At 61.7% G+C, this 22,394-nt stretch carries 20 protein-coding genes; 12 read left to right on the top strand and 8 right to left on the bottom strand.

Going from position 1 to position 22,394, the window contains the following annotated elements; genetic code table 11:
* Positions 1 to 3 precede the first annotated feature (3 nt).
* A complete protein-coding gene (locus ACIQ36_RS01660) occupies positions 4 to 1,392 on the bottom strand; it encodes an esterase-like activity of phytase family protein (RefSeq protein ID WP_395824868.1) in 1,389 nt (462 codons plus the stop codon).
* Between the two features lie 205 nt (positions 1,393 to 1,597).
* Here ACIQ36_RS01660 and ACIQ36_RS01655 point away from each other — a divergent pair, with 205 nt between their 5' ends.
* The gene (locus ACIQ36_RS01655) at positions 1,598 to 4,108 is read left to right on the top strand and encodes a helicase-related protein (protein ID WP_395824865.1); all 2,511 of its coding nucleotides are present in this window, start codon (positions 1,598 to 1,600) and stop codon (positions 4,106 to 4,108) included.
* A complete protein-coding gene (locus tag ACIQ36_RS01650) occupies positions 4,105 to 4,398 on the top strand; it encodes an RNA-binding S4 domain-containing protein (protein ID WP_395824862.1) in 294 nt (97 codons plus the stop codon). The genes ACIQ36_RS01655 and ACIQ36_RS01650 overlap by 4 nt, the downstream gene beginning before the upstream one ends.
* A gap of 44 nt (positions 4,399 to 4,442) precedes the next feature.
* On the opposite strand, the gene ACIQ36_RS01645 is transcribed toward ACIQ36_RS01650, so the two are convergent.
* The gene (locus tag ACIQ36_RS01645; RefSeq protein ID WP_395824859.1) at positions 4,443 to 5,078 is read right to left on the bottom strand and encodes a DUF938 domain-containing protein; all 636 of its coding nucleotides are present in this window, start codon (positions 5,076 to 5,078) and stop codon (positions 4,443 to 4,445) included.
* A 126-nt stretch (positions 5,079 to 5,204) separates the two neighbouring features.
* On the opposite strand from ACIQ36_RS01645, the gene fdxA reads away from it, so the two are divergent.
* Positions 5,205 to 5,540 carry a ferredoxin FdxA gene (gene fdxA / locus ACIQ36_RS01640; protein WP_395824856.1) on the top strand — a complete coding sequence of 112 codons (336 nt, stop codon included), beginning with the start codon at positions 5,205 to 5,207 and terminating at the stop codon, positions 5,538 to 5,540.
* Positions 5,541 to 5,542: 2 nt separating this feature from the next.
* On the opposite strand, the gene ACIQ36_RS01635 is transcribed toward fdxA, so the two are convergent.
* From ACIQ36_RS01635 to ACIQ36_RS01620, 4 genes are read right to left on the bottom strand one after another with little or no spacing between them, the layout of a single operon-like run.
* A complete protein-coding gene (locus tag ACIQ36_RS01635) occupies positions 5,543 to 6,745 on the bottom strand; it encodes an AMP-binding protein (RefSeq protein WP_395824853.1) in 1,203 nt (400 codons plus the stop codon).
* Positions 6,738 to 7,196 (bottom strand): photoactive yellow protein, encoded by a 459-nt coding sequence (pyp, locus tag ACIQ36_RS01630; RefSeq protein WP_395824850.1) that lies wholly within the window; start codon positions 7,194 to 7,196, stop codon positions 6,738 to 6,740. The genes ACIQ36_RS01635 and pyp overlap by 8 nt, the downstream gene beginning before the upstream one ends.
* Positions 7,193 to 7,945 carry a DsbA family protein gene (locus tag ACIQ36_RS01625; RefSeq protein ID WP_395824847.1) on the bottom strand — a complete coding sequence of 251 codons (753 nt, stop codon included), beginning with the start codon at positions 7,943 to 7,945 and terminating at the stop codon, positions 7,193 to 7,195. The genes pyp and ACIQ36_RS01625 overlap by 4 nt, the downstream gene beginning before the upstream one ends.
* Before the next feature lie 5 nt (positions 7,946 to 7,950).
* Positions 7,951 to 9,387, bottom strand: a complete 1,437-nt coding sequence (locus ACIQ36_RS01620) for a M48 family metalloprotease (protein WP_395824844.1) — start codon at positions 9,385 to 9,387, stop codon at positions 7,951 to 7,953.
* Between ACIQ36_RS01620 and ACIQ36_RS01615 the strand changes: the two genes are divergently transcribed.
* From ACIQ36_RS01615 to ACIQ36_RS01575, 9 genes are all read left to right on the top strand, one after another.
* Positions 9,386 to 10,963: a gamma-glutamyltransferase gene (locus ACIQ36_RS01615; protein WP_395824841.1), complete on the top strand. Its 1,578-nt coding sequence runs from the start codon at positions 9,386 to 9,388 to the stop codon at positions 10,961 to 10,963. The two genes, ACIQ36_RS01620 and ACIQ36_RS01615, sit on opposite strands and share 2 nt — an antisense overlap.
* 176 nt (positions 10,964 to 11,139) lie before the next feature.
* A complete protein-coding gene (locus ACIQ36_RS01610) occupies positions 11,140 to 12,297 on the top strand; it encodes a pyridoxal phosphate-dependent aminotransferase (protein ID WP_395824838.1) in 1,158 nt (385 codons plus the stop codon).
* Positions 12,279 to 13,022 carry a DNA/RNA nuclease SfsA gene (gene sfsA, locus ACIQ36_RS01605; RefSeq protein ID WP_395824835.1) on the top strand — a complete coding sequence of 248 codons (744 nt, stop codon included), beginning with the start codon at positions 12,279 to 12,281 and terminating at the stop codon, positions 13,020 to 13,022. The genes ACIQ36_RS01610 and sfsA overlap by 19 nt, the downstream gene beginning before the upstream one ends.
* Positions 13,022 to 13,846: a type I methionyl aminopeptidase gene (gene map, locus ACIQ36_RS01600; protein WP_395824832.1), complete on the top strand. Its 825-nt coding sequence runs from the start codon at positions 13,022 to 13,024 to the stop codon at positions 13,844 to 13,846. The genes sfsA and map overlap by 1 nt, the downstream gene beginning before the upstream one ends.
* Positions 13,846 to 14,556: a DNA repair protein RadC gene (radC, locus tag ACIQ36_RS01595; RefSeq protein ID WP_395824829.1), complete on the top strand. Its 711-nt coding sequence runs from the start codon at positions 13,846 to 13,848 to the stop codon at positions 14,554 to 14,556. The genes map and radC overlap by 1 nt, the downstream gene beginning before the upstream one ends.
* Before the next feature lie 129 nt (positions 14,557 to 14,685).
* Complete coding sequence (locus ACIQ36_RS01590) at positions 14,686 to 15,156, top strand: molybdopterin-dependent oxidoreductase (protein WP_395824826.1); 471 nt, start codon at positions 14,686 to 14,688, stop codon at positions 15,154 to 15,156.
* Positions 15,153 to 16,598 (top strand): sensor histidine kinase, encoded by a 1,446-nt coding sequence (locus ACIQ36_RS01585; protein ID WP_395824823.1) that lies wholly within the window; start codon positions 15,153 to 15,155, stop codon positions 16,596 to 16,598. The genes ACIQ36_RS01590 and ACIQ36_RS01585 overlap by 4 nt, the downstream gene beginning before the upstream one ends.
* Before the next feature lie 342 nt (positions 16,599 to 16,940).
* Positions 16,941 to 18,587 carry an ATP-binding protein gene (locus tag ACIQ36_RS01580; RefSeq protein WP_395824821.1) on the top strand — a complete coding sequence of 549 codons (1,647 nt, stop codon included), beginning with the start codon at positions 16,941 to 16,943 and terminating at the stop codon, positions 18,585 to 18,587.
* Between the two features lie 110 nt (positions 18,588 to 18,697).
* Positions 18,698 to 19,288: a hypothetical protein gene (locus tag ACIQ36_RS01575; protein ID WP_395824818.1), complete on the top strand. Its 591-nt coding sequence runs from the start codon at positions 18,698 to 18,700 to the stop codon at positions 19,286 to 19,288.
* Positions 19,289 to 19,567: 279 nt separating this feature from the next.
* Here ACIQ36_RS01575 and ACIQ36_RS01570 read toward each other — a convergent pair whose 3' ends face one another.
* Both ACIQ36_RS01570 and ACIQ36_RS01565 read right to left on the bottom strand, forming a co-directional pair.
* A complete protein-coding gene (locus tag ACIQ36_RS01570) occupies positions 19,568 to 20,086 on the bottom strand; it encodes an Lrp/AsnC family transcriptional regulator (protein ID WP_395824815.1) in 519 nt (172 codons plus the stop codon).
* Between the two features lie 88 nt (positions 20,087 to 20,174).
* Positions 20,175 to 22,256 (bottom strand): putative bifunctional diguanylate cyclase/phosphodiesterase, encoded by a 2,082-nt coding sequence (locus tag ACIQ36_RS01565; RefSeq protein WP_395824812.1) that lies wholly within the window; start codon positions 22,254 to 22,256, stop codon positions 20,175 to 20,177.
* Between the last annotated feature and the right edge of the window lie 138 nt (positions 22,257 to 22,394).

Here is a 22,394-nt window from a genome sequence, read left to right as displayed (position 1 = left end):
GCCCTATTTCGCGCGCAGAAGCTCCGTTACCTTCAGCAGCGTGATTTCATTATCGTCCGCCTTATCGACCGTCCGGCCAACCGAATAGGGCAGGTTGTTGTCGTTGGTGAGGGCGATATGGTCGGCATCGACGATGGCAACCCCTTCCGGCCCGAGGTGCGGCAGCACGAACTTCGCCTCGTTCGGGCCGATCTTGGCGAGCTTATTGGGGTTATCAATGTCGGTCAGGTCGATGTAACCCACCTTCTTGACGAAGCCTTCGGCATCGGCAGCGGCGAGATCGATCTTATAAACGCGCTTGAAGGCGGCGGGCTTGTTGAAGCAATCAAGCTTCGGCTCGCCCGCGCAGGCCTGGGCCTTGCTGCCTTCAGTCGTATCGTCCCGCTCGATGACAAGGGCGGTATCGCCGTCGATCATCGCCATATCGCCCAGCACATTTGCATTATCTTCGAGCAGATATTTGAACGACTTGCCCGTGTACGCCCCCTTGGCGACATCGAACTGAAGGATGCGCACGAACTGCTTGCCGTCTTTGGCTTCGGGGGCCTTGGTTTCGGCATTGAAGATCGGACCTTCAAAGGCCGGATAGAGGAACTGCCCATCGGGGGAGGCCGCCATCGGCTCGAACCCGCGCGAGCGGCGCACTTCAAAGCTCACCGCGCCCGGCACGTTCGGCAGCGCGCCATTGCGGTAATGATCCGGGCCGCGCGCCGGTTTGCCGTCCACCATGGTTTCATGGAAGGCCAACACTTTGCCCGCTTGGTCGACTTCGATGATGTAGGGGCCAAACTCGTCGCCGATGAACAGGCGATTGCCGACGAAGGCGATGGACTCGGGATCGAGGTCCGCGCCGGTCAAGTAGCGCTTGTCGGTGTTTTCATTGACGATGGCGAAGGGAATCTTCTTATCGGGATCGTGCAGGAAGCGCGTATCCTGCCGGTCGGCCTTGCCCGTCGCCCAATCGGTCTGCACGCGATGCACCATCAGCAGCGCATCGGGCGAGTTGGCTTTGCCGCCGAAGCCATTATCCGTGAGGATGTAAAATAGGCCGTTGCCGCGCGACTGAATGCCGGAGAACCCCTGCACCGCTTGGCCCTTCACCGGCAGGCTAACGCCGCTGGAGCGCGGGGCTTTCGGATCGGCGGTAAAAGTGGTCGTCGGGATCGTACCAACGGCCTCGACGCGCTTGCGGTCCGGTGCGGTGAATTTCCCCGCCGTCGCAAAGAAAGCCCCGGCATCGGCGGGCGGCGCGATCAGCGTGTCAGCCGGAACGGCGGCATGGCCTGCCAGCACCGCTGGAAACTTCGGCGCGGATTGAGCGGAGGCGGCACCCGCCGCCAGCACAAGGCCCATCGCCACCGAGAGGGAAAGACGCAACAGGGAGGACGACATGGAAAACTCCTTAAAATTCAATGAAATCGGGCTGACACCCGTCTCCCCTGCCGGGTATCAGCCCGCCGTTACAGCGCCGTGACCCGTCTGTGACTCTTTTGCAGCACGGTAAAAATCTGCATTTTTTTGCACTGCGGGGACTTGCGAATGTCATCGAATAGGCCGACCTTCGTAGGTGATGCAGCACCGCTTTAGCGCTTCGAGAGTGGTCGCCGTTTTGGGGCCAACCAATACCGGCAAGACCCATCTCGCAATCGACCGTATGCTTGGACATGCGTCCGGCATGATCGGGTTTCCGCTGCGATTGCTCGCCCGTGAAAATTACGACCGCATTTGCAAACTGAAAGGCGCGGGTTCGGTTGCCCTCGTCACCGGGGAAGAGCGGATCATGCCGCCGGGGGCGCGCTGGTTCGTTTGCACCGTGGAAGCCATGCCGCTGGATCGGCGGGTAGAGTTCCTCGCCGTCGATGAAATCCAGCTTAGTACCGATTGGGAGCGCGGCCATGTGTTCACCGACCGGCTGCTGAACGCGCGCGGCCTTTCGGAAACCATGTTCCTGGGCGCGGAAACCATGAAGCCGCTGATCCAGCGCCTCATTCCCGATATCGAGATTATCACGCGTCCGCGCTTCTCCTCGCTCACCTATACCGGACCGAAGAAGCTATCGCGCCTGCCGCGCCGCTCGGCCATCGTCGCCTTCTCGGCGACCGATGTTTATGCCTTGGCCGAACAGGTGCGGCGCACGCGCGGCGGCTGCGCGGTCGTGCTGGGCGCGCTCTCACCCCGCGCGCGCAATGCCCAGGTGGAACTGTATCAGACCGGCGAGGTCGACTATATGGTCGCCACCGACGCCATCGGCATGGGGCTGAACATGGATTTGGACCATGTCGCCTTCGCCCGTATTTCCAAATTCGACGGCCAAAGCCCGCGCCGCCTAACCGCGCCGGAAGTCGCCCAAATCGCTGGGCGCGCCGGGCGCTATATGCGCGACGGCTCGTTCGGCACGCTGCCGGACGTGGGCGCGCTCGATCAGGATTTGGTCGAAGCCATCGAAACCCACCGGTTCGATCCGATTGAAACGATCCAGTGGCGGTCGGCCAAACTCGATTTCCGTACGCTCGATGGGCTGTTGCGCAGTCTCGACGCCCCGCCGCCGCACGCGGCCCTGAAACGCAAGCGCGACGCCGAGGATCATCTGACCCTGCAAGCGATGGCGAAACTGCCGGAAGTGCGCCAGATCACCACCACCAGCCCGCGCCTGAAGCTGCTGTGGGACGTGTGCCAAATCCCCGATTTCCGCAAGAGCATGGCCGAAGCCCATGTGCGGCTGTTGCAGCAGATCTACGGCCATCTCACCGCGCGCGGCAGCAAACTGCCCGATTCTTGGGTGAAGGCGCAGATCGTCCGGCTTGACCGCACCGATGGGGAAATCGACCAGCTTTCCACCCGCATCGCCTATATCCGCACCTGGACCTTTATTTCCCACCGCCCGGAATGGCTGCAAAGCGCCGCCGAATGGCAGGAGATGACGCGCGGGATCGAAGACCGGCTGTCGGACGCGCTGCACGAAAAGCTAACGCAGCGCTTCGTTGACCGGCGCGGGGCCTTCCTCATCAAGCGGCTCGACGGGAATGAAACCTTGCTGGCCGGGGTGACGGCGGAGGGCGGCGTTGTCGTCGAAGGCCATCCGGTCGGGCGGCTTGATGGGTTTATCTTTTCGCCGGACGAGGACGCCGTGGGGCTCGAAGCCAAACGGCTGCTCACCGCCGCCCGCCGCTCCCTGAGCCTTGAAATCAACCGCCGCGCCGCGCTGATTGCGGCGGCGGGGGACGAGGATTTTACCTTAACCGCCGATGGGGCGATTCTCTGGCACTATCCGGTCGCAAAGCCGGTGCCGCTGGCCCGCCTCGCGCCGGGGCCGCGCTGGGGGCAGCCCGCCATCGACCTGCTCCCCTCCGATCTGCTGGACGGCGAGGCCCGCACCCGCGTTTCCGACCGGCTCACCCGCTGGGTTCGCGCCCATCTCGCCACCAGTCTGGGGCCAATCCAGGCCCTGCGCGATGCCGAGCTAACGGGGGCCGCACGCGGTCTTGCCTTCGAACTCGCCGAAGCGGGCGGCAGCCTCGCCCGCGCCGCCGTGACGATTGCGGTGGAAAAGCTGACGAAAGCCGACCGCAGCGCCCTGGGAAAACTGGGCGTGCGTCTTGGCACCGAAACCATCTATCTCGATGCCGTGTTGAAGCCTCAGGCCATTACGCTGAAAGCGCTGCTGCACGCCATCGCCCACGGCCAGCGCCCGCCGCTGCCTGCCCCGGCAGGCCCAGCGGTGCCGCGCGATCCTGATCGGTCGAACGAATGGTACGAGCGCTTGGGCTTCGTCGTTCTCGGTCCGCGCGTCGTGCGCGCCGATCTGGTGGAGCGCTTAGCCCAAGCCGTGCGCGAGAAAGCCGCACACGGCCCGTTCGCCGCCGACGCCAACCTTGCGCGCCTCGCCTATTGCAAGGCCGACGATGTTCCCGCCGTGCTCGCCGCCTTGGGCTATCGCGGTCGCCCCGATCCCGCAACCGCCGCCGAAGGAGCTGGTGACGCCGCCTCCGATCTGCGCTTCACCCGCCGTCGTCGCCGTCCACAACGGGCGCCCGAACGGCCAACCCCAGGGGTCTTTCACCCCGATTCACCGTTTGCAAAATTAAGGGAGATGGTGCTGATCCCATGACAAGTTTCCACGCCCCCCACCCCACTCACGGCATGCGGCTCGATAAATTCCTTTGGGCCGCGCGATTCTTCAAAAGCCGCACGCTCGCGGCTGGATTGCTCAAGGAGGGGCGGGTTCGCGTGAACCGAAGGCTTGTGGATAAAGCCCATGTAACCGTGCGTGTCGGCGACGTGCTCACCTTCCCCCAGGCCGACCGCATCCGCGTGGTGCGCGTTGTCGCGCTCGATGAGCAACGCGGCCCGGCCCCGGTGGCGCAAACGCTGTATGAGGATTTGGGCGGGTTGGCGTAAGGCTATGGCAAGGCTCAAGGGGCGGCGGCCCCTTGAGAAACCCGTTAGCGGGTAAAAATCACCGTTAGATTATTCGCAGGCATCTCCGTCACCTCCGGGGCCGAAAACCCGGCTTCTGCCGCGAGCGCCGCCACTGCGTCTAACCGCCGAATCCCCCAGGCGGGGTTGCGGCTACGTAAGCTTTCGTCGAACGCCCGATTGCTCGGCGCGGTCTCGATCCCCGCGCGAATATACGGCCCGTAGAGCATCAGCTTTCCGCCCGTTGGCAGAATGCGCGCAGCCCCTGCAATCAGGCCGACCGTCGCCTCCCAGGGGGAGATGTGGATCATATTGACGCAGACCAGCGCGTCGGCCCGCTCCAGCGGCCAAGTATCGGGCTGGGTCGCGTCCAAGAACAGGGCGCGGCGCAGATTGGATAGCCCCGCTTCCTCGGCATAGGCATCGATACTGGCGCGCGCGGAAACGTCGAAATCGGTCGGCTGAAAGGTCACATCGGGCCGCGCCCCAGCAAAGAACAGCGCATGCTCGCCCGTGCCGCTGGCAAGCTCCAGCACCAGTCCCCCAGCGGGGAGATGCGGGCTCAGCACCGCTAAGATCGCCGCGCGATTCCGCAAGGCCGCTGGAGCGCTTTGTTGGGCCAGACGTTTTTCGACCGAAAAATCCATAATGAACAATTCCATGTGTGAATTGGGGTATGCCGAAGCCGGGCTTGTGTCCTGAAACCAGCCGACTATGATACGCCCCGCCAAGAAGGTGCAGAAAAATCGCGCCTCGTCTAGATTGCTCGGGAAGGGAGCCTCCCCCTCATGACCTATATCGTTACCGATGATTGCATTCGGTGCCGTTACACGGATTGCGTAGAAGTTTGCCCGGTCGATTGTTTCTATGCGGGCGAGAATATGCTGGTCATCAATCCCGATGAATGCATCGACTGCGGCGTGTGCGAAGCCGAATGCCCGGCGGAAGCGATTCTGCCCGATAGCGATCCGCGCGCGGAAAAATGGATCGAGCTGAACCGCGAGTACAGCGCGCAATGGCCGAACATCAATCGCCAAGTCGCAGCGCCGCCCGATGCCGATGCGTTCAAAGGCGTTCAGGGCAAGTTCGAGAAATATTTCTCGCCGAAACCCGCCGCCGAGTAAGCCTAGTCGAAACGCCCGCCGTGCGCCGCAACCGGCCAATCGGCGGGCTTTCCTGTTTCTGAGATCGGTAAATGCGGCCCGAATGTCCAGCTTGCCGGGCGCGCGGGCGCAGCAAGGTGCAGCCTTACTTGGGCTTGCAAGGCGGATCGCACCGCGGCTTCATCGGCATCCGGCCCCGGCACGATGAAGGCTTTCAAGCGCCCAGTTTCCGCCAAACGCAGCGCGACATCTGCAACGCCCGGAACGCCCATCAGGCAGGCGCGCACCTCGGCAAGATCGACATTGATCCCCGCGACCTGCACTTGCCCGTCTTTGCGCCCGCGCACCGTAAAGCTACGCGCGGCTTGCCAGTCGAGCCAATCGGGCGGGCTCACGGCCACACCCTGATCATCCAACAGTCCGCCGTCACCCCCCGGCTGCCAGGTGTCGAGCAGAGTAAAAGCGCCGCCGCCTGCCGCGCGCCAACCAATCCCCGCCGTTTCGGTGGAGCCATAGATTTCGATTAAGCGCGCGAGCCCCGTCGCGCGAACCGCATCCGCCGTTTCCACTGGGCAGGGCGCGGTCGAAACCAGTCCCAATGCCGGCGCGCAGGCCCCGCCCGCCGCCGCAAACGCTCGCCACCAGAGCGGATGGCCAACGATTAAATCGCTCGCCTCGATTTGCGCCACCGCCGACCCCGGCGATGCGGCGCGCAGGTCGATCACAGGGACGCCCAGCCGCGCGGGCAGCAGGATCGTGAACAAAAACCCGTAGATGTGATGGGCCGGAACGGCGGCGATGACGCGCTTGATTCCCCCGGCGAAGACCGGCACGAGCGCGTCGAGTTCCGCGCCCAGCCGCGCTAGCCGATGTTCGTGCCAAACCGGCGCACCTTGGCTACCCGACGAGCGAAACTGCACAGTTTCCGAATAGCGAGCAAGGGATGCTTCCATCACATCGGCACAGTCGGACAGGTAGCGCCGCGCCAGCAGCACATCGGCAAGGCCCGAACGGTCGAGCCGAAGCTGAGCGCTCAGCACCGTTGCCGCGCTCAGCCTATCCAGCGAATCCGCGCCAAGCTGATCCGCAAAATCGAAATTTTCGGGCCAAGGAAGCGGCGGTGGAAACCCATCGGGATGCTGGATTAGAAACTCTGCCCTTACGCTATCGGCGACAAGCCGCAGCAACAGGTCGCGCCGCTGCCAATAGGGCTGTGAGTTAGACACGTTTGACGAATACCCAATAGCTCTCACCCACAATCGATTTTTTCATGTGAACCTTCACCCGCGTTGGCTTCATCATGTAATCGAAGAGATATTCGAACATAACGCTTAAATCGCCCGTCTTAACACCCGCATCGAAGCGGCCTTTGAAGTCGGCGGTATTGGTGCAGGGCGCAACATCGGTGAAAAAATTCTTGCCCACCATTTGTTTTGGATCGCGCCCTGTAATTTGCCCTTCCATCGCATTGAAACGCAGGACTTTACCGGTTTTATCGAGTTCGATTGCCCCAAAGGCGAGAGAATCTATCTCGCCATCGGAAAGCTTCGCGATTGTGTTTTGAATATCGTCTCTATCAAACTCAAGGACAGTGAGCGATATCTTAGTCTCCAGATCAGGTATAAGCGCGGGCTTATACTTGGGTCGGGTGCCGCCTGAAGCAAGCCGCAGAGTCAACTTTTTTTAGCGCGCGCCTCGGCGATTGCCGCTTTTAACGCCTCGGCATCAACCGCACCGGGAATCATCTTATCGCCAATGATAAAGGCCGGGGTGCCGGTGGCACCGATTTCCCGACCTTGGAGCAGCACCGCTTGTAGGCGCTGCTTGAGCTCCGGCCGCTCCAGATCGGCCTTCCAGCGCACCAGGTCAAGCTTCACCTCGCCCGCGATTTTCTCGAGGACTTTGTCGTCGAGCGGGCCGCGTTGGGCCATCAGCGCATCATGCATTTCGGCATATTTGCCCTGCCGCTGCGCCGCCAAGGCCGCGAGCGCGGCCTGGACCGACTGCGGCCCGAGGATCGGATACTCTTTCAAAACCAACCGCACCTTACCGTCGGCCTTTACCACCTTTGTCACCGTCTCCGCCGCCTGCTTGCAGTAGGGGCAACGGTAATCGAAGAACTCGACGATGGTCACGTCACCCTGCGGGTTGCCCAGAACCGGATCGGCAGGGTCGCGTTCTAGGGAGGCCCGGCTCGCGGCGATCATTTTCTGCGACCGTTCGGTCTGTTCGGCCTGTTGCTTGGCTTCGAGCGCCTGAAGTGCCTCGTAAACCAGTTCGGGATTGTCGCGCAGCACCTCGCGCACGAGGGTTTTTACCGCCTCCTTTTGGGCGTCGGTCAAGGGCTCCGCCGCGTGGGCGAGGCCGTTGAACATGAGCCCCACACCGAGAGCAGCCCCGAGGAGCCCCCCGAGAAACCGCCGCATAACCGTCATTCCCGTAACCTTTCTAACTCTTGAATCGCTTGGTTTTCCAAATCCTGGGCCCGGATCTGACCCGGTGCCCCCGCCGGAAGCAGCCGCAACGCCCGGCGGGCCTGATCGCGGGCGTCGCGCGGGCGGCCCTGAAGTAAGGCAAGCTCAGCCGTTGCCAGCGCCGCCAGCCCCAAATTATTCTCGCGGCCATAAATTACCGCGAGCAAGCGCCACAGTTTCGGCGATTCCGCCTCGAAACGCTGGGCTTCCATTAACAGCGATTGCGCGCGCTTGACCGCATCGTTTGCCGCCGCCTCTGCGCCCGGCGCTTCGGCCACGGCGAGCAGCACCTGCGCAAGATCGATTTTCAGAATCGGAATGCCGCCGCTAAACTCCACGGCCTTTTCGTAAGGCCCGCGCGCTTCCAAGGGGCGGCCATTCTCGAACAGCATCTGGCCCTTGAGTTCCCAAAAAAACGGGTCTTTAGGGTTTTCCGCGAGTAGGCCGTCGATGGTGCGGAGCGCCTGATTGATATCGGGCACGCGGTAATAGGCGATGGCGCGGGCGTAGCGCGCCTCCAAACTGGTATCGGTGGTCGGGTAGCGCTGGAACACGGTTGCCTGTGGCTCCAAAAACCCGATCAGTTTGGCTTTGATGCGCTTATGCGCCGCCACAAACGCGGGCGCGATCGGAACGTCGCTATAGGGCGATTTCGCCACCTGATTGCGCAGAAACTCGACGCGCTCGCGCGATAGCGGATGGGTGCGGGCATAGGGGTCCTGCCGCTCTAACGCCAGATATTCTTGATTGGCGAGGAGTTCCATGAACTCCAAAAACCCGCGCGCCGATTGTTGGGTTTGATTGAGCAAGGCTACCCCTGCCGCATCGGCCGAGGTTTCCTGCGTGCGGGTAAAGGCAAAGAGGCTTTTCATCGCCGCCGATTGCCCGCCGCCGCCGCCGCCCGACGGCGGGGTACCGGTATTGGAACTGGGAACGCCCGCGTCGCGGCTGCGTTGGGAGCCCGCAACGATCAACGCCCCCATCGCCAGAACGCTTTCGAAGATCGAGCTGATCATCGCCTCGCGCATCGCCCCCGGCAGCTTGGCGAGATGCCCGCCCTCCATATGCCCGGTTTCATGGGCGATCACACCCATCACCTGCCCAGCATGATCGGCGCGCACCAGCAAGCCCGTGTTCAAAAACAGATTTTGGCCGCCCGCAACGAAGGCATTCAGCCGCTTATCGTTGACCAACAGAATGCTGACCGCCTGCGGTCGCAATCCCGCCGCTTCAAAAAGTGGCGTTGCCAGAGCGCGGATGCTAGTTTCCACCTCCGCATCGCGGACGAGGTTCAAACTTTGCGCGTGGGCAGGGGAAATCCCCCCGACCACCGTCAAGGTTCCAGCCAGACATCCGGCAATCAGTCGCTTCAGCAAAGGCGCGCGCTTGGTCATGATGATCCTAGGTAAGCTTCCCCAGTCGAAGCGTCAATTATACGCAACGCTTATTCTTTCCCTTGCGGTCCTCAGCGGCTGCGCCGAGACACCGAAAACCCCTGTCGGCGCGACCGGCTACGTCAAGGGCTTCCTTGGCGGCGTTGCAGCGGACGAGCCGAATGCGGCGCTTGCAATGCGCGATATTCTATCGGCGGGCGGCACCGCCGTCGATGCTGCCGTCACGGGCGGTTTCATGCTCGGCGTCACCCTGCCCTCCGTGGCGGGCTTGTCCGGTGGCGGCGTCTGTTTGAATTTCGATAGTCTGACGAAGAAGATCGAAACGATCAACTTCCTCCCCCGCACCGCCGCCCAAGGCGGTATGAGCATTCCGATGACGCCGCGCGGCCTTGCGCTGCTGCACAGCAAGGGCGGGCGGTTGCGCATCGAGCAGACCATCGGCCCGGCGGAACAGGCGGCCCGCCTTGGCGTACCCCTCTCGCGCGCCTTCGCCGCCTATCTCAACATCCCCGGCGTCGCCCCGATGTTGGATGCGCAAACCCAAGCCCTCTATTTCGCCCCCGGCGGCTTCCCCTTGCCCGAAGGCACCCCTATTCGTCAGCCGGAGCTTTCCAGCCTGCTCGCGCGCCTGCGCCTCGCTGGGATCGGCGATCTTTACACCGGCCTTGCCGCGCGCCAATTGGTCGAGGCCAGCAAAAGCGCGGGCGGCACGCTCACGCCGGAAGATCTACGCGCGGCCCTGCCGCTGCTGGAAGCGCCGCTGCAACAGGCGCTCGGCCTGCATGTCTTCGCCACGCCGGGCGGGGCCGTTGGCGGCGGCGTGATTGCCGCCGATATTTTCGCCCAGCTTCAGCGCCTGGGCTTCGATAAGCTCCCGCCGCCGGACCGTCCGCAACGCTTCGCCGAAGCCACCCGGCGCGCGATTGCCGCCTATGTGAAGCGCAGCCGGGGCGATGCGATTGCCCCGCCGGGCACCGAGGCATCGGCCGCCGCCCTGCTCGCCGACTTCCGCCCCGGTCAGCCGACGCCGGACGCCGGGATTCCCTTGCCCGAAGGCAGCGCCCCGCCGAGCGCGAGCCTGGTTGCCGTCGATCAAAACGGCAGCGCCGTCGCCTGCACCTTCACCAGCGGCGGGTTGTTCGGCACGGGCCGCAGCCTGCTCGGCACCGGCCTGATGCTCCCGCCGCCCGCAAGCCTGAATGCCTCGCTGACGCCGGTTCTGGTGGTGAACGTCAATGCGGGAAAAACCTTCATGGCTGCCGCCGCCACCGGAGGCGGCCCCGCCACCGCCGCCGTCATGCAAGTTCTGGGCGGTGCCTTCATCGATCAGCACGATCTGGAAGAAGCCGTGATTCGCCCGCGCCAGTTCGCCGAAGGCCCCTACCTCTTCCTCGAACCCGACGCCGACGATAGCCAAGAGCGCCTAAAGCAACAGGGCTATACCCCCATCGACGCGCCCGGCATGGGCCGGGTCAATGCCGTCTTCTGCCCCTCCGGCATTCCCGACCAGAACCCCCGCTGCGACCAACGCACCGACCCGCGCGGCTTCGGCCTCGCCGTGGGGCAACAGCAGTGATGTGTCAGGGGCTTTGCCCCTAACAACCCCACCAAAGGGCTGCGGCCCTTTGGATACCCGTTTTCTTGATCCTCGCAACCCCATCTTGCTTCTCCCATGAAAGGGATTCTCAAGGGGCAAGCCCCTTGAGCGGGGCGTCGGGGCAGCGCCCCGATACAGTGACGAAAGAACTAACCATGCAGATTTCCCGTCGCGGCCAGATCGATCCGTTTCTTGTGATGGAGGTGATGCGCGCCGCCGATGCGCGGGCCGCCACCGGGGCGGATGTGCTGCATCTGGAAGTGGGGCAACCGTCGACGCAAGCCCCGGCCTCGGTACTGCGCGCGGCGCATGCGGCCTTGGATGCGGATAAGCTTGGGTATACCGATGCCTTCGGGCTGCCGGAATTGCGGGAGAAGCTGGCGGGGCACTATAAGGCGACCTATGGCGTTACCGTCGATCCGGCCCGGATTTGCTTAACGGTCGGCTCGTCGGGCGGGTTTCTGCTGGCGTTTCTTGCGGCCTTCGATGCGGGCGCGCGGGTGGCTTTGGCGAGCCCTGGGTATCCCGCCTACCGCAATATCCTGAGCGCGCTCGGGATTGAGGTCGTTGAGATTCTGACCGGGCCGGAAAGCGGCTTTCATCCCACAGTCGAGCAGCTTTCCGCAGTGCAGCCCCTCGATGGCGTGATCGTGGCGAGCCCTGCTAATCCCACCGGCACGGTGCTATCGCGCGAGGCTTTGGCTGCGCTGCTGTCCTGGTGCCGGAACCACGGCGTGCGCCTCGTTTCGGACGAGATTTACCACGGGCTGACCTACACCGGAAACGCCACCTGCGCGCTGGAACTGCCGGAATCGGGCGGCGAGCGGGCGATTATCGTCAACAGCTTCTCCAAATATTTCTCGATGACCGGTTGGCGCTTGGGTTGGCTGATTCTGCCGGAAGATTTGGTGCGGTCGGTGGAGTGCCTCGCGCAGAATTTCTTTATCTCGGCCCCGACGCTGGCCCAGCGCGCCGCCTTGGGGGCGTTTGAGGCGACGGAAGAGCTGGAAGCCAATCGCCAGCGCTACGCGCGCAACCGGGCGATCCTGCTAGAAGAACTGCCGAAAGCCGGGTTTAGCCAATTCGCCCCCGCCGATGGCGCGTTCTATCTCTATGCCGACGTCGGCCACCTCACCAATGATTCGGTCGCCTTCTGCCAGAAAATTTTGATGGAAACCGGCGTCGCCATTACGCCGGGCGTCGATTTCGACCCGCAGCGCGGCAGCCGCACGGTGCGCTTCTCCTTCGCGGGATCGGAAGAGGCGATGCGCGAATCGGCCCGGCGCTTGATTGAATGGTCGCATCGTTCGTGATTCTGCACGCTTTCCCGCCGCTCACCCGCGCCCGGCTGCTGAAGCGCTACAAGCGCTTCCTGGCGGATGTGGTGCTGCTCGACGGGCCGCGCGCGGGCGAGGAAGTGACGATCCATTGCCCCAATCCCGGCGCGATGACGGGGCTCGCGGAGCCGGATTGGGAAATTCTCCTCGCCCCCGGCAAGGGCAAACTGCCCTATTCGTGGGAAATCACCTGCCTGCCCGACGGCAGTTTCGCCGGGATCAATACCGGCCACCCGAACCGCATCGCGGAGGCCGCCATTTCGGCGGGGCTGATCCCCGAGCTTGGCGGTTACACAAGCTTGCGCCGAGAAGTGCGCTATGGCGTGAACTCCCGCATCGATCTTCTGGCCGAAGCGCCGGACCGCCCGCCCTGCTATATCGAGGTGAAAAACGTCCACCTGATGCGCCAGACGGGCCTTGCCGAATTCCCCGATTGCGTGACGGCGCGCGGCGCAAAACATCTTTTTGAACTCGCGGCGCAGGTTCGGGCTGGGGCGCGGGCCGCGATGCTGTATATTCTTCAGCGCGATGACTGCGATAGGTTTGCGCTGGCCGACGATATCGACCCCGGATACGCGCAGGCCTTTCGGGATGCGCGGGCCGCAGGGGTGGAAGCCTTCGCCTATGCTTGTGAGGTTTCCCCTGAGGGCGTAAAGCTAAAAGCAAAAGTGCAGATGCTTAACGCAGTTCAGGAAGTCTAATGTACGATACCAACGACGATGAGTGGGACGACGACACTTTGGCGACGATCAAAATCCATACGCCGGACGATTTCGAAGGCATGCGCAAAGCCGGGCGGCTCGCAGCGGAAACCTTGGATTTCATCACGCCCCATGTTGTGCCGGGGGTGAGCACCGAAGCGCTCAATCAGCTTTGTCATGATTTCATCATCCAAGCCGGGGCCATCCCCGCGCCTCTGGGCTATCGCGGCTTTCCGAAGTCCATCTGCACTTCCGTCAATCATGTTGTCTGCCACGGCATTCCCGACGACAAGAAGCGCCTGGAAGACGGCGATATCATCAATATCGACGTCACGGTGATTCTGGACGGCTGGTATGGCGACACGAGCCGCATGTTCTATGCCGGCAAGGTCGGCACCAAGGCGCGCAAGCTGTGCGACATTACCTATGAAGCCATGATGCGCGGCATCGAAGTGGTGAAGCCCGGGGCTACCATCGGTGATATCGGCTACGCCATTCAAAGCTTCGCCGAAGCCCAGCGCTTTTCGGTGGTGCGCGATTTCTGCGGCCACGGCCTCGGGCGTATCTTCCACGATGCGCCGTCGATCCTGCACTTCGGCAAGCCCGGCCATGGGGCGGAAATCAAAGAAGGCATGTTCTTCACCATCGAGCCAATGATTAATGCCGGAAAATTCGATGTAAAAGTTCTGTCGGATAATTGGACGGCGGTGACGAAAGACAAATCGCTGTCGGCGCAGTTCGAACATTCCATCGGCGTCACCGCCACGGGGTATGAAATCTTCACCCTCTCCCCCAAGGCGTGGCATGCGCCGCCCTATGCCTAATGTCCGCGCCCGACGCTGAGCCCGGTTCATCCGTCGAAGCGCCCCATTACGTCGGCCACCGGTCCCGCCTGCGGGATCGGCTGCTAACGGGGGATGCGGATGCTTTGCCGGATTACGAGTTGCTGGAACTCGTGCTGTTTGGGGCCAATGCGCGCGGCGATGTGAAGCCGTTGGCGAAGAAACTGTTGGCGCGGTTCGGCAGTTTCGCCGGGGTTCTCACCGCCGACCCCACGCAATTGGCGGCGGTGGAAGGCGTGGGGCCGGTGGCGATTGCCACGCTGAAAACCATTCAAGCCGCCGCCCGCCGCCTCGCCCGCGAGCAGGCGCGCACGGCCCCGGTGCTGGCGGGCTGGCAAGCGGTGTTGGATTACTGCCGCATCGCTATGGCCCATGAGCCGATTGAACAGGTCCGCCTGTTATTTCTCGACCGCAAAAACCATCTGATCGGCGACGAGGTGGTTCAGCGCGGCACCATCGACCATACGCCGCTATACCCGCGCGATGTGGTGAAGCGGGCGCTGGAGGTGGGGGCAACCGCCCTTATTCTCGTCCATAATCACCCGACCGGCGACCCCACCCCCTCGAAAGCCGATATCGATATGACCCGCACCTTGGCCCGCGCGGCGGAGGGCGTCGGCATATCCTTGCATGACCATCTGGTCATCGGGCGACATGGTCACAGCAGTTTTAAAGCGCTGGGTTTGCTGTAACGCGGGAGTTGCGTTAAGAATAAGCTTCCGTCCGCCTTCCCTTGGTTGGTTTCCCTATGCCGCTTGCCCCCACCCGCCGTCAGATTTTATTGGGTTGTGCAGCTTCGACGCTCCTTCCCGGTTTAAGCTTTGCCGCCCCCCCCGAACGCGCCCCCGGCTGGCCCGGTTCTCCTGACCATCGATGGAAAAATTAGCTGGTCCAACGCCACCAATGCCAATGGTGCCCGCGAAATTCTGCTGGACGGCGCAATGATCGACGCCTTCCCACAGGTGAGCGTGACCACCGATACCTGGTGGGAGCCCGACGTTCATACCTATCGCGGGCCGCTGTTGCGCGATGTCTTGGCGGCCTGCGGGGCCGACCTTCGTCAAGGCACGTTTCGGGTGCGTGCGCTCAATGACTTCGTCACGAATATTCCCATGGAAGATCTTCAGCGGTGGCAGGTCTTGCTCGCGCGTTTCATGGATGAGGCCCCCCTCCCCCGCCGTACCAAAGGCCCGTTATGGATCATGTATCCGCGGCGCGGTGAGCCTGCTCTGGAACGCGCCAGTATTCGCAACCGCTGGGTCTGGCAGTTGGAACGGATTACCCTTTCGTGACGGCTCTTCGCTTTCTTTATAATCGCCGGGTTCGGATTACCCTTCTCAGTCTGCTCACGTTTCTGACCATGATTGCGGCGGTTGTTACCTATCTTGCCGATAAGGAACGGCAAGCCGCCGCGCGCCTGGATTTCTCGCGAAGCCCCTGGGCCATCGCCGCGACCGAGGTTGAAGCCTTACGCTATAGCCACGCACTCAATCTTCTCGCGCGTACACCCGATGATCCGGCGTTGCGGCGCGAAACTTTGCGCCGGTTCGATACCACGTGGAGCCGGGTGGATGTTCTAAAACATGGGCCCGAGGGGAAACCGCTGTTTCGGCTGCCGGGCTACCCGGAAACCCTTGAAGCCTTCGATAAGGTTTTGAACGATCAAGATCCGCTGATTGCTCATCTCGACAAAGCAACCCCCGACGAGTTGCGGGCCGCCTATTCTCAAATCAACAAAATCATCCCGCGCCTGCGCGAAGCCTTTTTGACGATGCTGACCGACCCCAATTACAATGGCATGCGCTCCAGTGCCGCCCAAAACGAGTTAGAAGCCCGGTTGGGCCTGCTCTTGATTGGGTTGGATACGCTTATCATCGTACTGTTCATTCTGCTGATTACCGAAATTAGCAGCACCCAACGGCTGCTACGGCATTCCGATGCAATGGTAGCGGTGCTACGTGAACGCGAAGCCGAACTGGCCACGCTTCATGCCGCATCGCAACAAGCCCGACAACAGGCCGAGGAAGCAAATAACGCCAAGACGGCGTTTCTTGCGAACATGAGCCACGAGTTGCGCACGCCGCTGCACTCGATTTTAGGTTTTTCCGAAACGATCAAACGCGCCAGCTTCGGGCCGATCCAGCCCCCCCGCTATGCCGAGTATGTCGGCCACATCCATCAAAGCGCCGAACATCTCTTTAGCCTTGTGGAAGACCTTCTGTCGCTGACCCGGATCGAGGCGCGTCAGTATACGTTGAACGAAACCCGGCTCGATCTTGCCGCCCCCTGCCGCTTTGCTGTCGATCTGCTGCGCAGTAAGGCTGAGGCGGGCGGAATTAGCCTCACGTTGGGCGAAGCGCCCGCCCCGCCCGTGGTGATTTTTGCCGATTTGCGCACCGTGCGGCAATGCGTGCTCAACCTTGCCAACAATGCGGTGAAGTTCACTCCAGCGGGCGGATCGGTCAGCGTTACCTGGGGGGTGAATGCCGAAGGGGAGGCGGAAATAACCGTGGCGGATACAGGAATTGGCATTAGCGCCGATGAGCAGGGATCGGTCTTCGATCCGTTTTACCAGGTCGATCACGGTCTTGCCCGTCAGCATACGGGCGCGGGCCTGGGACTGCCGCTGGTGAAATCGCTTATCGAGTTGCACGGCGGGCGCGTTACCCTGGTCAGCCGCCCCGGCGACGGGAGCCGCTTTACCCTCACCTTTCCCAAAGATCGCCTTATCTGAGCCGGGCGAAAAAGAGCGGGGCAAAAAAAGAGCCGCGCAAAAAGCGCGGCTGCCGAGTTTAGGGAGGAAACGCTCAAGAGCGTCAGCGGGAAGAGAGAAACTCTCTATGCCGCACTGCAAAAGTACGTTGTGCAGTGCGGCGAGTCAAGGGTGAAACCACGCTACATTTGTAATTTTCCTATTCCGTCATCCGCAGCGGTTTAAATCTTTCCGCCGTTGCGGTCCTAGACTCGCGCCCCCCCATCGGATCAGGTATGCTTGTTGCGGGGAGAAGTGAGTTGACCTTGTCGTACGGGCGTTGGGCCGCCCGCTGACATTTTTTGATGGCAGGCGGTGCTGAACGTGGGGACAAGTGCTGCATTTATCGCGTTTCTCGGTATAGCGATCATCGCTACGGTCTTGGCGGCCTGGGGGCTCTCTCTGCGGCGACAAATGGGCCGCGTGCGGGAAGCCCAGCGGGTTCTTGAAGCCAAGTATCAGGATTTCCTGGCGTGTAGCGCAGATTGGTACTGGGAGATGGATGCCGAGGGGCGCTTTGTTCGGTTCGAACGCGGCGCGCAGTCGGCCGTGCCGGACGTGGAAGGCCCCGACCGCCTCCCCTACGGCAAGCGCAGGCAGGATCTGACCGCCGATGATACCGACCAAGCCCATTGGCGCCGCCATGCGGAAGATATAGCCGCTGGACGCCCTTTCGATAATTTCCTCTATTCTGTCCGCCGCGCCAACGGCACGTTGGCCTATGTTCGCTCGTCCGGGCGGCCGATTTTAGGGAGCGACGGCGCGATTCTCGGCTGGCGCGGCGCAGCCTCGAACCTCACGCGCCTACGGCAGCGCGAAATGGAACTGGCCCGGCAAACCGCCCTGCTGCGTTTGACCATCGATAACGTCGCAACTTCCGTGCTGCTCGTGGATGAAGATCTGAAGATTCGCCACTGGAACCGGCTGCTGCACGGTATTTTCGATCTGCCGAATGGCGTCATCAAACCCGGCATGCCCTATGCCGATCTGGTGCGCTATTTTGCCAAGCGCGGCGACTATGGTATTGGCGATCCTGAGACCATCGTGCAGCAGCAAATGACCAGCCTGCCGCCGAATGGGCCCGAGCGGATCGAATGGACGATCCTTTCGGATAAAATCATCGAAACCTACCGGCGCTTCACCCCCGGCCTCGGCTTCGTCTTCACCCATATCGATATTACCCATCGCAAGCGCAGTGAAGAAAAGATGCGTACGGCGATGGAAGAAGCCTTTGCCGCCAACCGCGCCAAAACCGTCTTCCTGGCTAATATGAGCCACGAGCTGCGCACGCCGCTCAATGCCGTCATCGGTTTTGCCGAAATTATGGAAGGGCAACTCTTCGGCCCCATCGGCAACCCCCGCTATCTGGACTATGCCCGCGATATCCGCGAGAGCGGCGCGCATCTGCTGGAAGTCATCAACGATATCCTCGATCTCTCCAAAATCGAATCCGGCAAGGTGGAGTTGAACGAGGAAGACCTTGATCTCGCCCGCATCATTCAATCGGTCGCCCGCTTGCTGCAACACCGCGCCGCCCGGGCAGGCCTGTCGCTGCACACTGAGCTTCCGCAACAAATGCCGAGCGTTTATGCCGATGGACGGCTGTTGCGCCAGATTTTACTGAACCTTCTCTCCAACGCGGTGAAGTTTACCGACGCGGGTGGCACCATTACCACCCGCGTCGAGCTTCTGGAAACGGGCGGCCTTGCTCTGCACGTCGCCGATACCGGGATCGGCATGGACCCCGCCGAAGTGCCGATTGCGCTGACGCCCTTCCGCCAGTTGGACAATAGCCTGTCGCGCAAATTCCAAGGCACCGGCCTTGGGCTACCGCTCGTGAAATCGCTGGTGGAACTGCACGGCGGCACGCTTCTGATTGAGACGGCGCTGAATGTGGGCACGACGATTACCGTGGTACTACCCGCCGAACGGGTTCTGTCGCGCCCGAATCTCCTGGCCGCCCCCACGTAATACAAACCGTCTGACATCTGTTGAAGATCGGTTGACAAGCCCCTGAACCAGCGGCATTCTCAGAGAACAGGTTCGGGGTTTGTTCCGAAATAAGCAACAGGAGATCGGGCATGGCGCGGCACGGATCGCAGGATCAGGCGGGTGATTTGGCGCGGCTGCCCAAGCTGCTGGCGCGCCTTGAAAGCGATCAGGACGCGGAGGTTTTGGCCGCCGCGCGCGCCGCCTCCCGCCTTGTGCGCGTTGCTGGATTAAGCTGGGACGAGGTTATTCTGCAAGCGCCTGCCAAAGGCTGGCGCAGCTTGATCGATCTGGGGCGGCAACTGGCGGCAGAAACTCGGCGCCGGGTCGCCGCCGAGCGCGCCGCCCACCATTGGCAGACCCTCGCCCGTCTGCGCGAAGACGCCGCGAGCCGCAAGCCCGCCGAACCGACGCCCGAGGCCGTAGCGCCCCTCCCCCCCGCGCACAGCCCGGCGGAGCCCCCGGCAGCGACGGTTGTCGAGGTTGAAACCGGCCATCCGCTAATTGACGGGTTGTTAGCCTCCCCCGCGCTCGACGCCACCCAACGGATTAGGGTGGAGGCGATTGCAAGCTGGTATCGTCGTAGCGGTGATTTGCTCGATGTCGAGTGCCAGGATTTGGAGCATTTCGGTCGAATGGCTGGGCTCATCCCCAGCTTTGGCGATCAGCGCGTCGCAGCCTAACTAACTGGGGCAAGAAAAACGGCCGAAGCGTTGCCCACGCTTCAGCCGTTTCAATTTTGCAGGCGCTCTTGCCCGAAAGCACCCGCGCAACCGGCCGACGGGGAGGGGAGGATTGCCGACCGATTGACGTGGGTTGAATGTATCATCGCTACATTCTTCTGTCACTCAGTTTTGAGAATCGGGCAATAGGGCCGCTTCAGACCAAATTTTAGCGCAAAACCCGTAGCCTGATTACAGTCGCATCCTACGGTCAGGTGAAACTATCCTAAAGACTTAACATCAGGACAGAATGATGGACGGATTCGTGTCTTTATCGATGAGATGCGCCAAGGGCATTCCTGCATAGGATTTTACTGGCTTAATGACGATATGACTAAAGAATTTATCAATCCCCATATCCGAATTAATCATTTTTTCGCTGAGAATTTGATAGTCCCGCACATCACCACAGACAAATTTTAGAAGATAATCATAGCCACCGCCAATCGAGTAGGCTTCGATGATCTCAGGTATCTTAGCAATTACTGTTTCAAATCGCTCATAATCTTCACTTCTTTGATTCTTCAGCGTTACTTCGGCAAAAACCAGAACATTTCGACACAATAAATCGAGATCAATTTCGGCGGAATAGCGGTTGATATAGCCCGCGGCCTCCAGCCGCTTCACCCGTTCCAGGCAAGGGCTGGGCGACAGGCCCACTTTTTCGGCCAGCTTGAGATTGGTAATCCTCCCCTCGGTCTGCAGGAGACTGAGGATTTTCAGATCGGTCCGATCCAACTTGCGTGGCGATTTGCCCATAGGAGACCCTGCCGAATTTTATTCTGCTTATGTCAGGGATAGCGCAATTCGGCGGCGCTGGCGAGGGGCTTACGCCCGCAAACAAACGTCAAATCCGTCGTTGCGCAAGATAGTCTGAAAACTCGTCGACCGTGAGTGGTCGCGCGAAGAAAAAGCCTTGAACCTCGTGGCAACCGATCTGGCGCAAACACTCAAACTGACCTTCGGTTTCGACCCCTTCGGCGACGGTTTCAAGCTCCAAGCTGGCGGCCATTGATACAATCGCCTGACAAATCGCGCGGTCATCGGCATTTTCTGAGAGGCCAGCAATAAAACTACGGTCGATCTTCAAGAGATCGATCGGCAGACGCTTGAGGTAGGAGAGCGAGGAATAGCCGGTGCCGAAATCGTCGATGGCGATGGTTATGCCGAGTTGCTTCAAATCTTGCAAAAGGTCAATCGCGCGGTCGAGATCGCTCATCAGCCCGCTTTCGGTAATCTCAAGCTCCAGATTAGCCGCAGGTAGGCCAGAGGTATTGATCGCTTCGACAACCTTCATTAGCAAGCCCGCGTCGCGGAACTGCCGCACCGAGAGATTAATCGCGATTTTAAGGTCAGGGAATCCGGCTTGCGTCCACAAACGCGCCTGCTTACACGCCGTTTCCAGAACCCAGTGACCAATCGGCACGATCAGCCCCGATTCCTCGGCAATCGGAATGAAATGCGACGGCGGGATACGGCCCATGTCCGGGTGATCCCAGCGCAGCAAAGCTTCCATGCCCAGCAGCTTGTGATCGGCCACGCCTAAGCGGGGTTGATACTCAATCGAAAGTTCCCCCCGCTCCACGGCGCGGCGCAGATCGGTTTCAATCGCCAGCCGACCGGCGCGCCGGTCGCGCACCCGTTCGGAATAGATCACCGTCGTCGCCCGCCCCGCTTCCTTCGCCTCATAGGTCGCCGCCTGGGCGGCCGTCAGCAGGTTCGATGGGTCGGTTGCGTGATCGGGGTAAAGGGCGATGCCTTGCGACAGCGAGATAAACAGTTCCGATTGGTCGATGAGGAACGTGCGCGCCGACGCTTCCTCCACCCGCCGGGCCAACCGGTCAATCGTCGCAATCGGGTCAGCGGTCGCCGAAACGATGACAAAATCATCGCCGCCGAGGTGGCCGAGCAAATCGCCTTCCTCAAGATCACCGCCCAAGCGCCCGCCGACCGCCTGCAGCAGCCGGTCGCCAGGGCCATGACCGAAGAAATCGTTCACATACTTAAAATGATCGACATCGATGGCAACCGCCACAATCGTGCCCAAGGGCGATTGCGCGACAAGCCGTTCCAGATGCTGCAGCACCTTGACCCGATTGGGCAAGCGCGTGAGCGGATCGTAAAGCGCCAGCCGCTCCAAGCGGCTTTCGATGCGTTTACGGTCCGAGACGTCGCGCACGGTAATGAGATGCGCCGAACAGCCCGGTAAGGGCAGCGGCGTAATGGCGATCTCGCCGGGGAAGCTAATGCCATCGGCGCGGGACAGCGTCATCGACCGCCCGGTGCCCAGCGTACTGCGCGGCACCGCGCGCAGCAGCATCTGAACCGAGGCTTCCGGGAGGGTATCCTCCCCCTCGAACAGCGTCGGCGCCAGCAGCGGCCAGATGGACATGCCGCGCGCCGGCTCCCGATCCATCGCAAAGACCCGCTGCGCGCCCTTGTTGAGATCGATAATCCGCCCGTCATTGCCGACGACGAGCACCGCATCGCCAACCGCATCCAACAGATGCGCTAAAATCGAACCCTGATCAGTGATCGGCCCCAGAATGCACCCACCCGGCCCAAGTGGGCGCAGGCAAAGCAGCCAGTCTCCCGCCCGCCCCGTGGGGGCTGGGGAAACCGAAACGTCGCAGAGGGCACCGCAGCTATCGCCGCCCGCGTGGGGAATGGCGAGTGTTTCCAACGGATCGGCGCGGGACATGCGACCAAGATCGATCGCGTCCGGATCGTCCGGTTTCAGCAGCGGCGCCAGGGCCCGACCCTTCAGGCTGACGGCAGACACACCCAAGAGAGTCGCTGCCGCCCCATTGGCGTAGAGAATATCCTTGTCACGCACACACAGCATAGCCACCGGCAGCCGATCATAGGCGGCGGCAAGAATTGCCGGACGGGCCTGAATCCGCCACTTGCGAGAGGGAGGGTTGGGCAACCATGGGCCTCAGTGTAGCGAAGGAAGACGAGCAATCCAGCTAAAAGCCGCCTACCGGATGGGAAAAAACTGTCGCGCTGCAAAAGATTAACCTTTTAAGGTGCAGGCAAGACTATTTTGATTCAAATTAAATAAAAT

It is taken from the genome of Elstera sp. (assembly GCF_044372965.1).
GTDB lineage: Bacteria > Pseudomonadota > Alphaproteobacteria > Elsterales > Elsteraceae > Elstera.
This window is presented reverse-complemented; position numbering and strand designations above follow the sequence as displayed.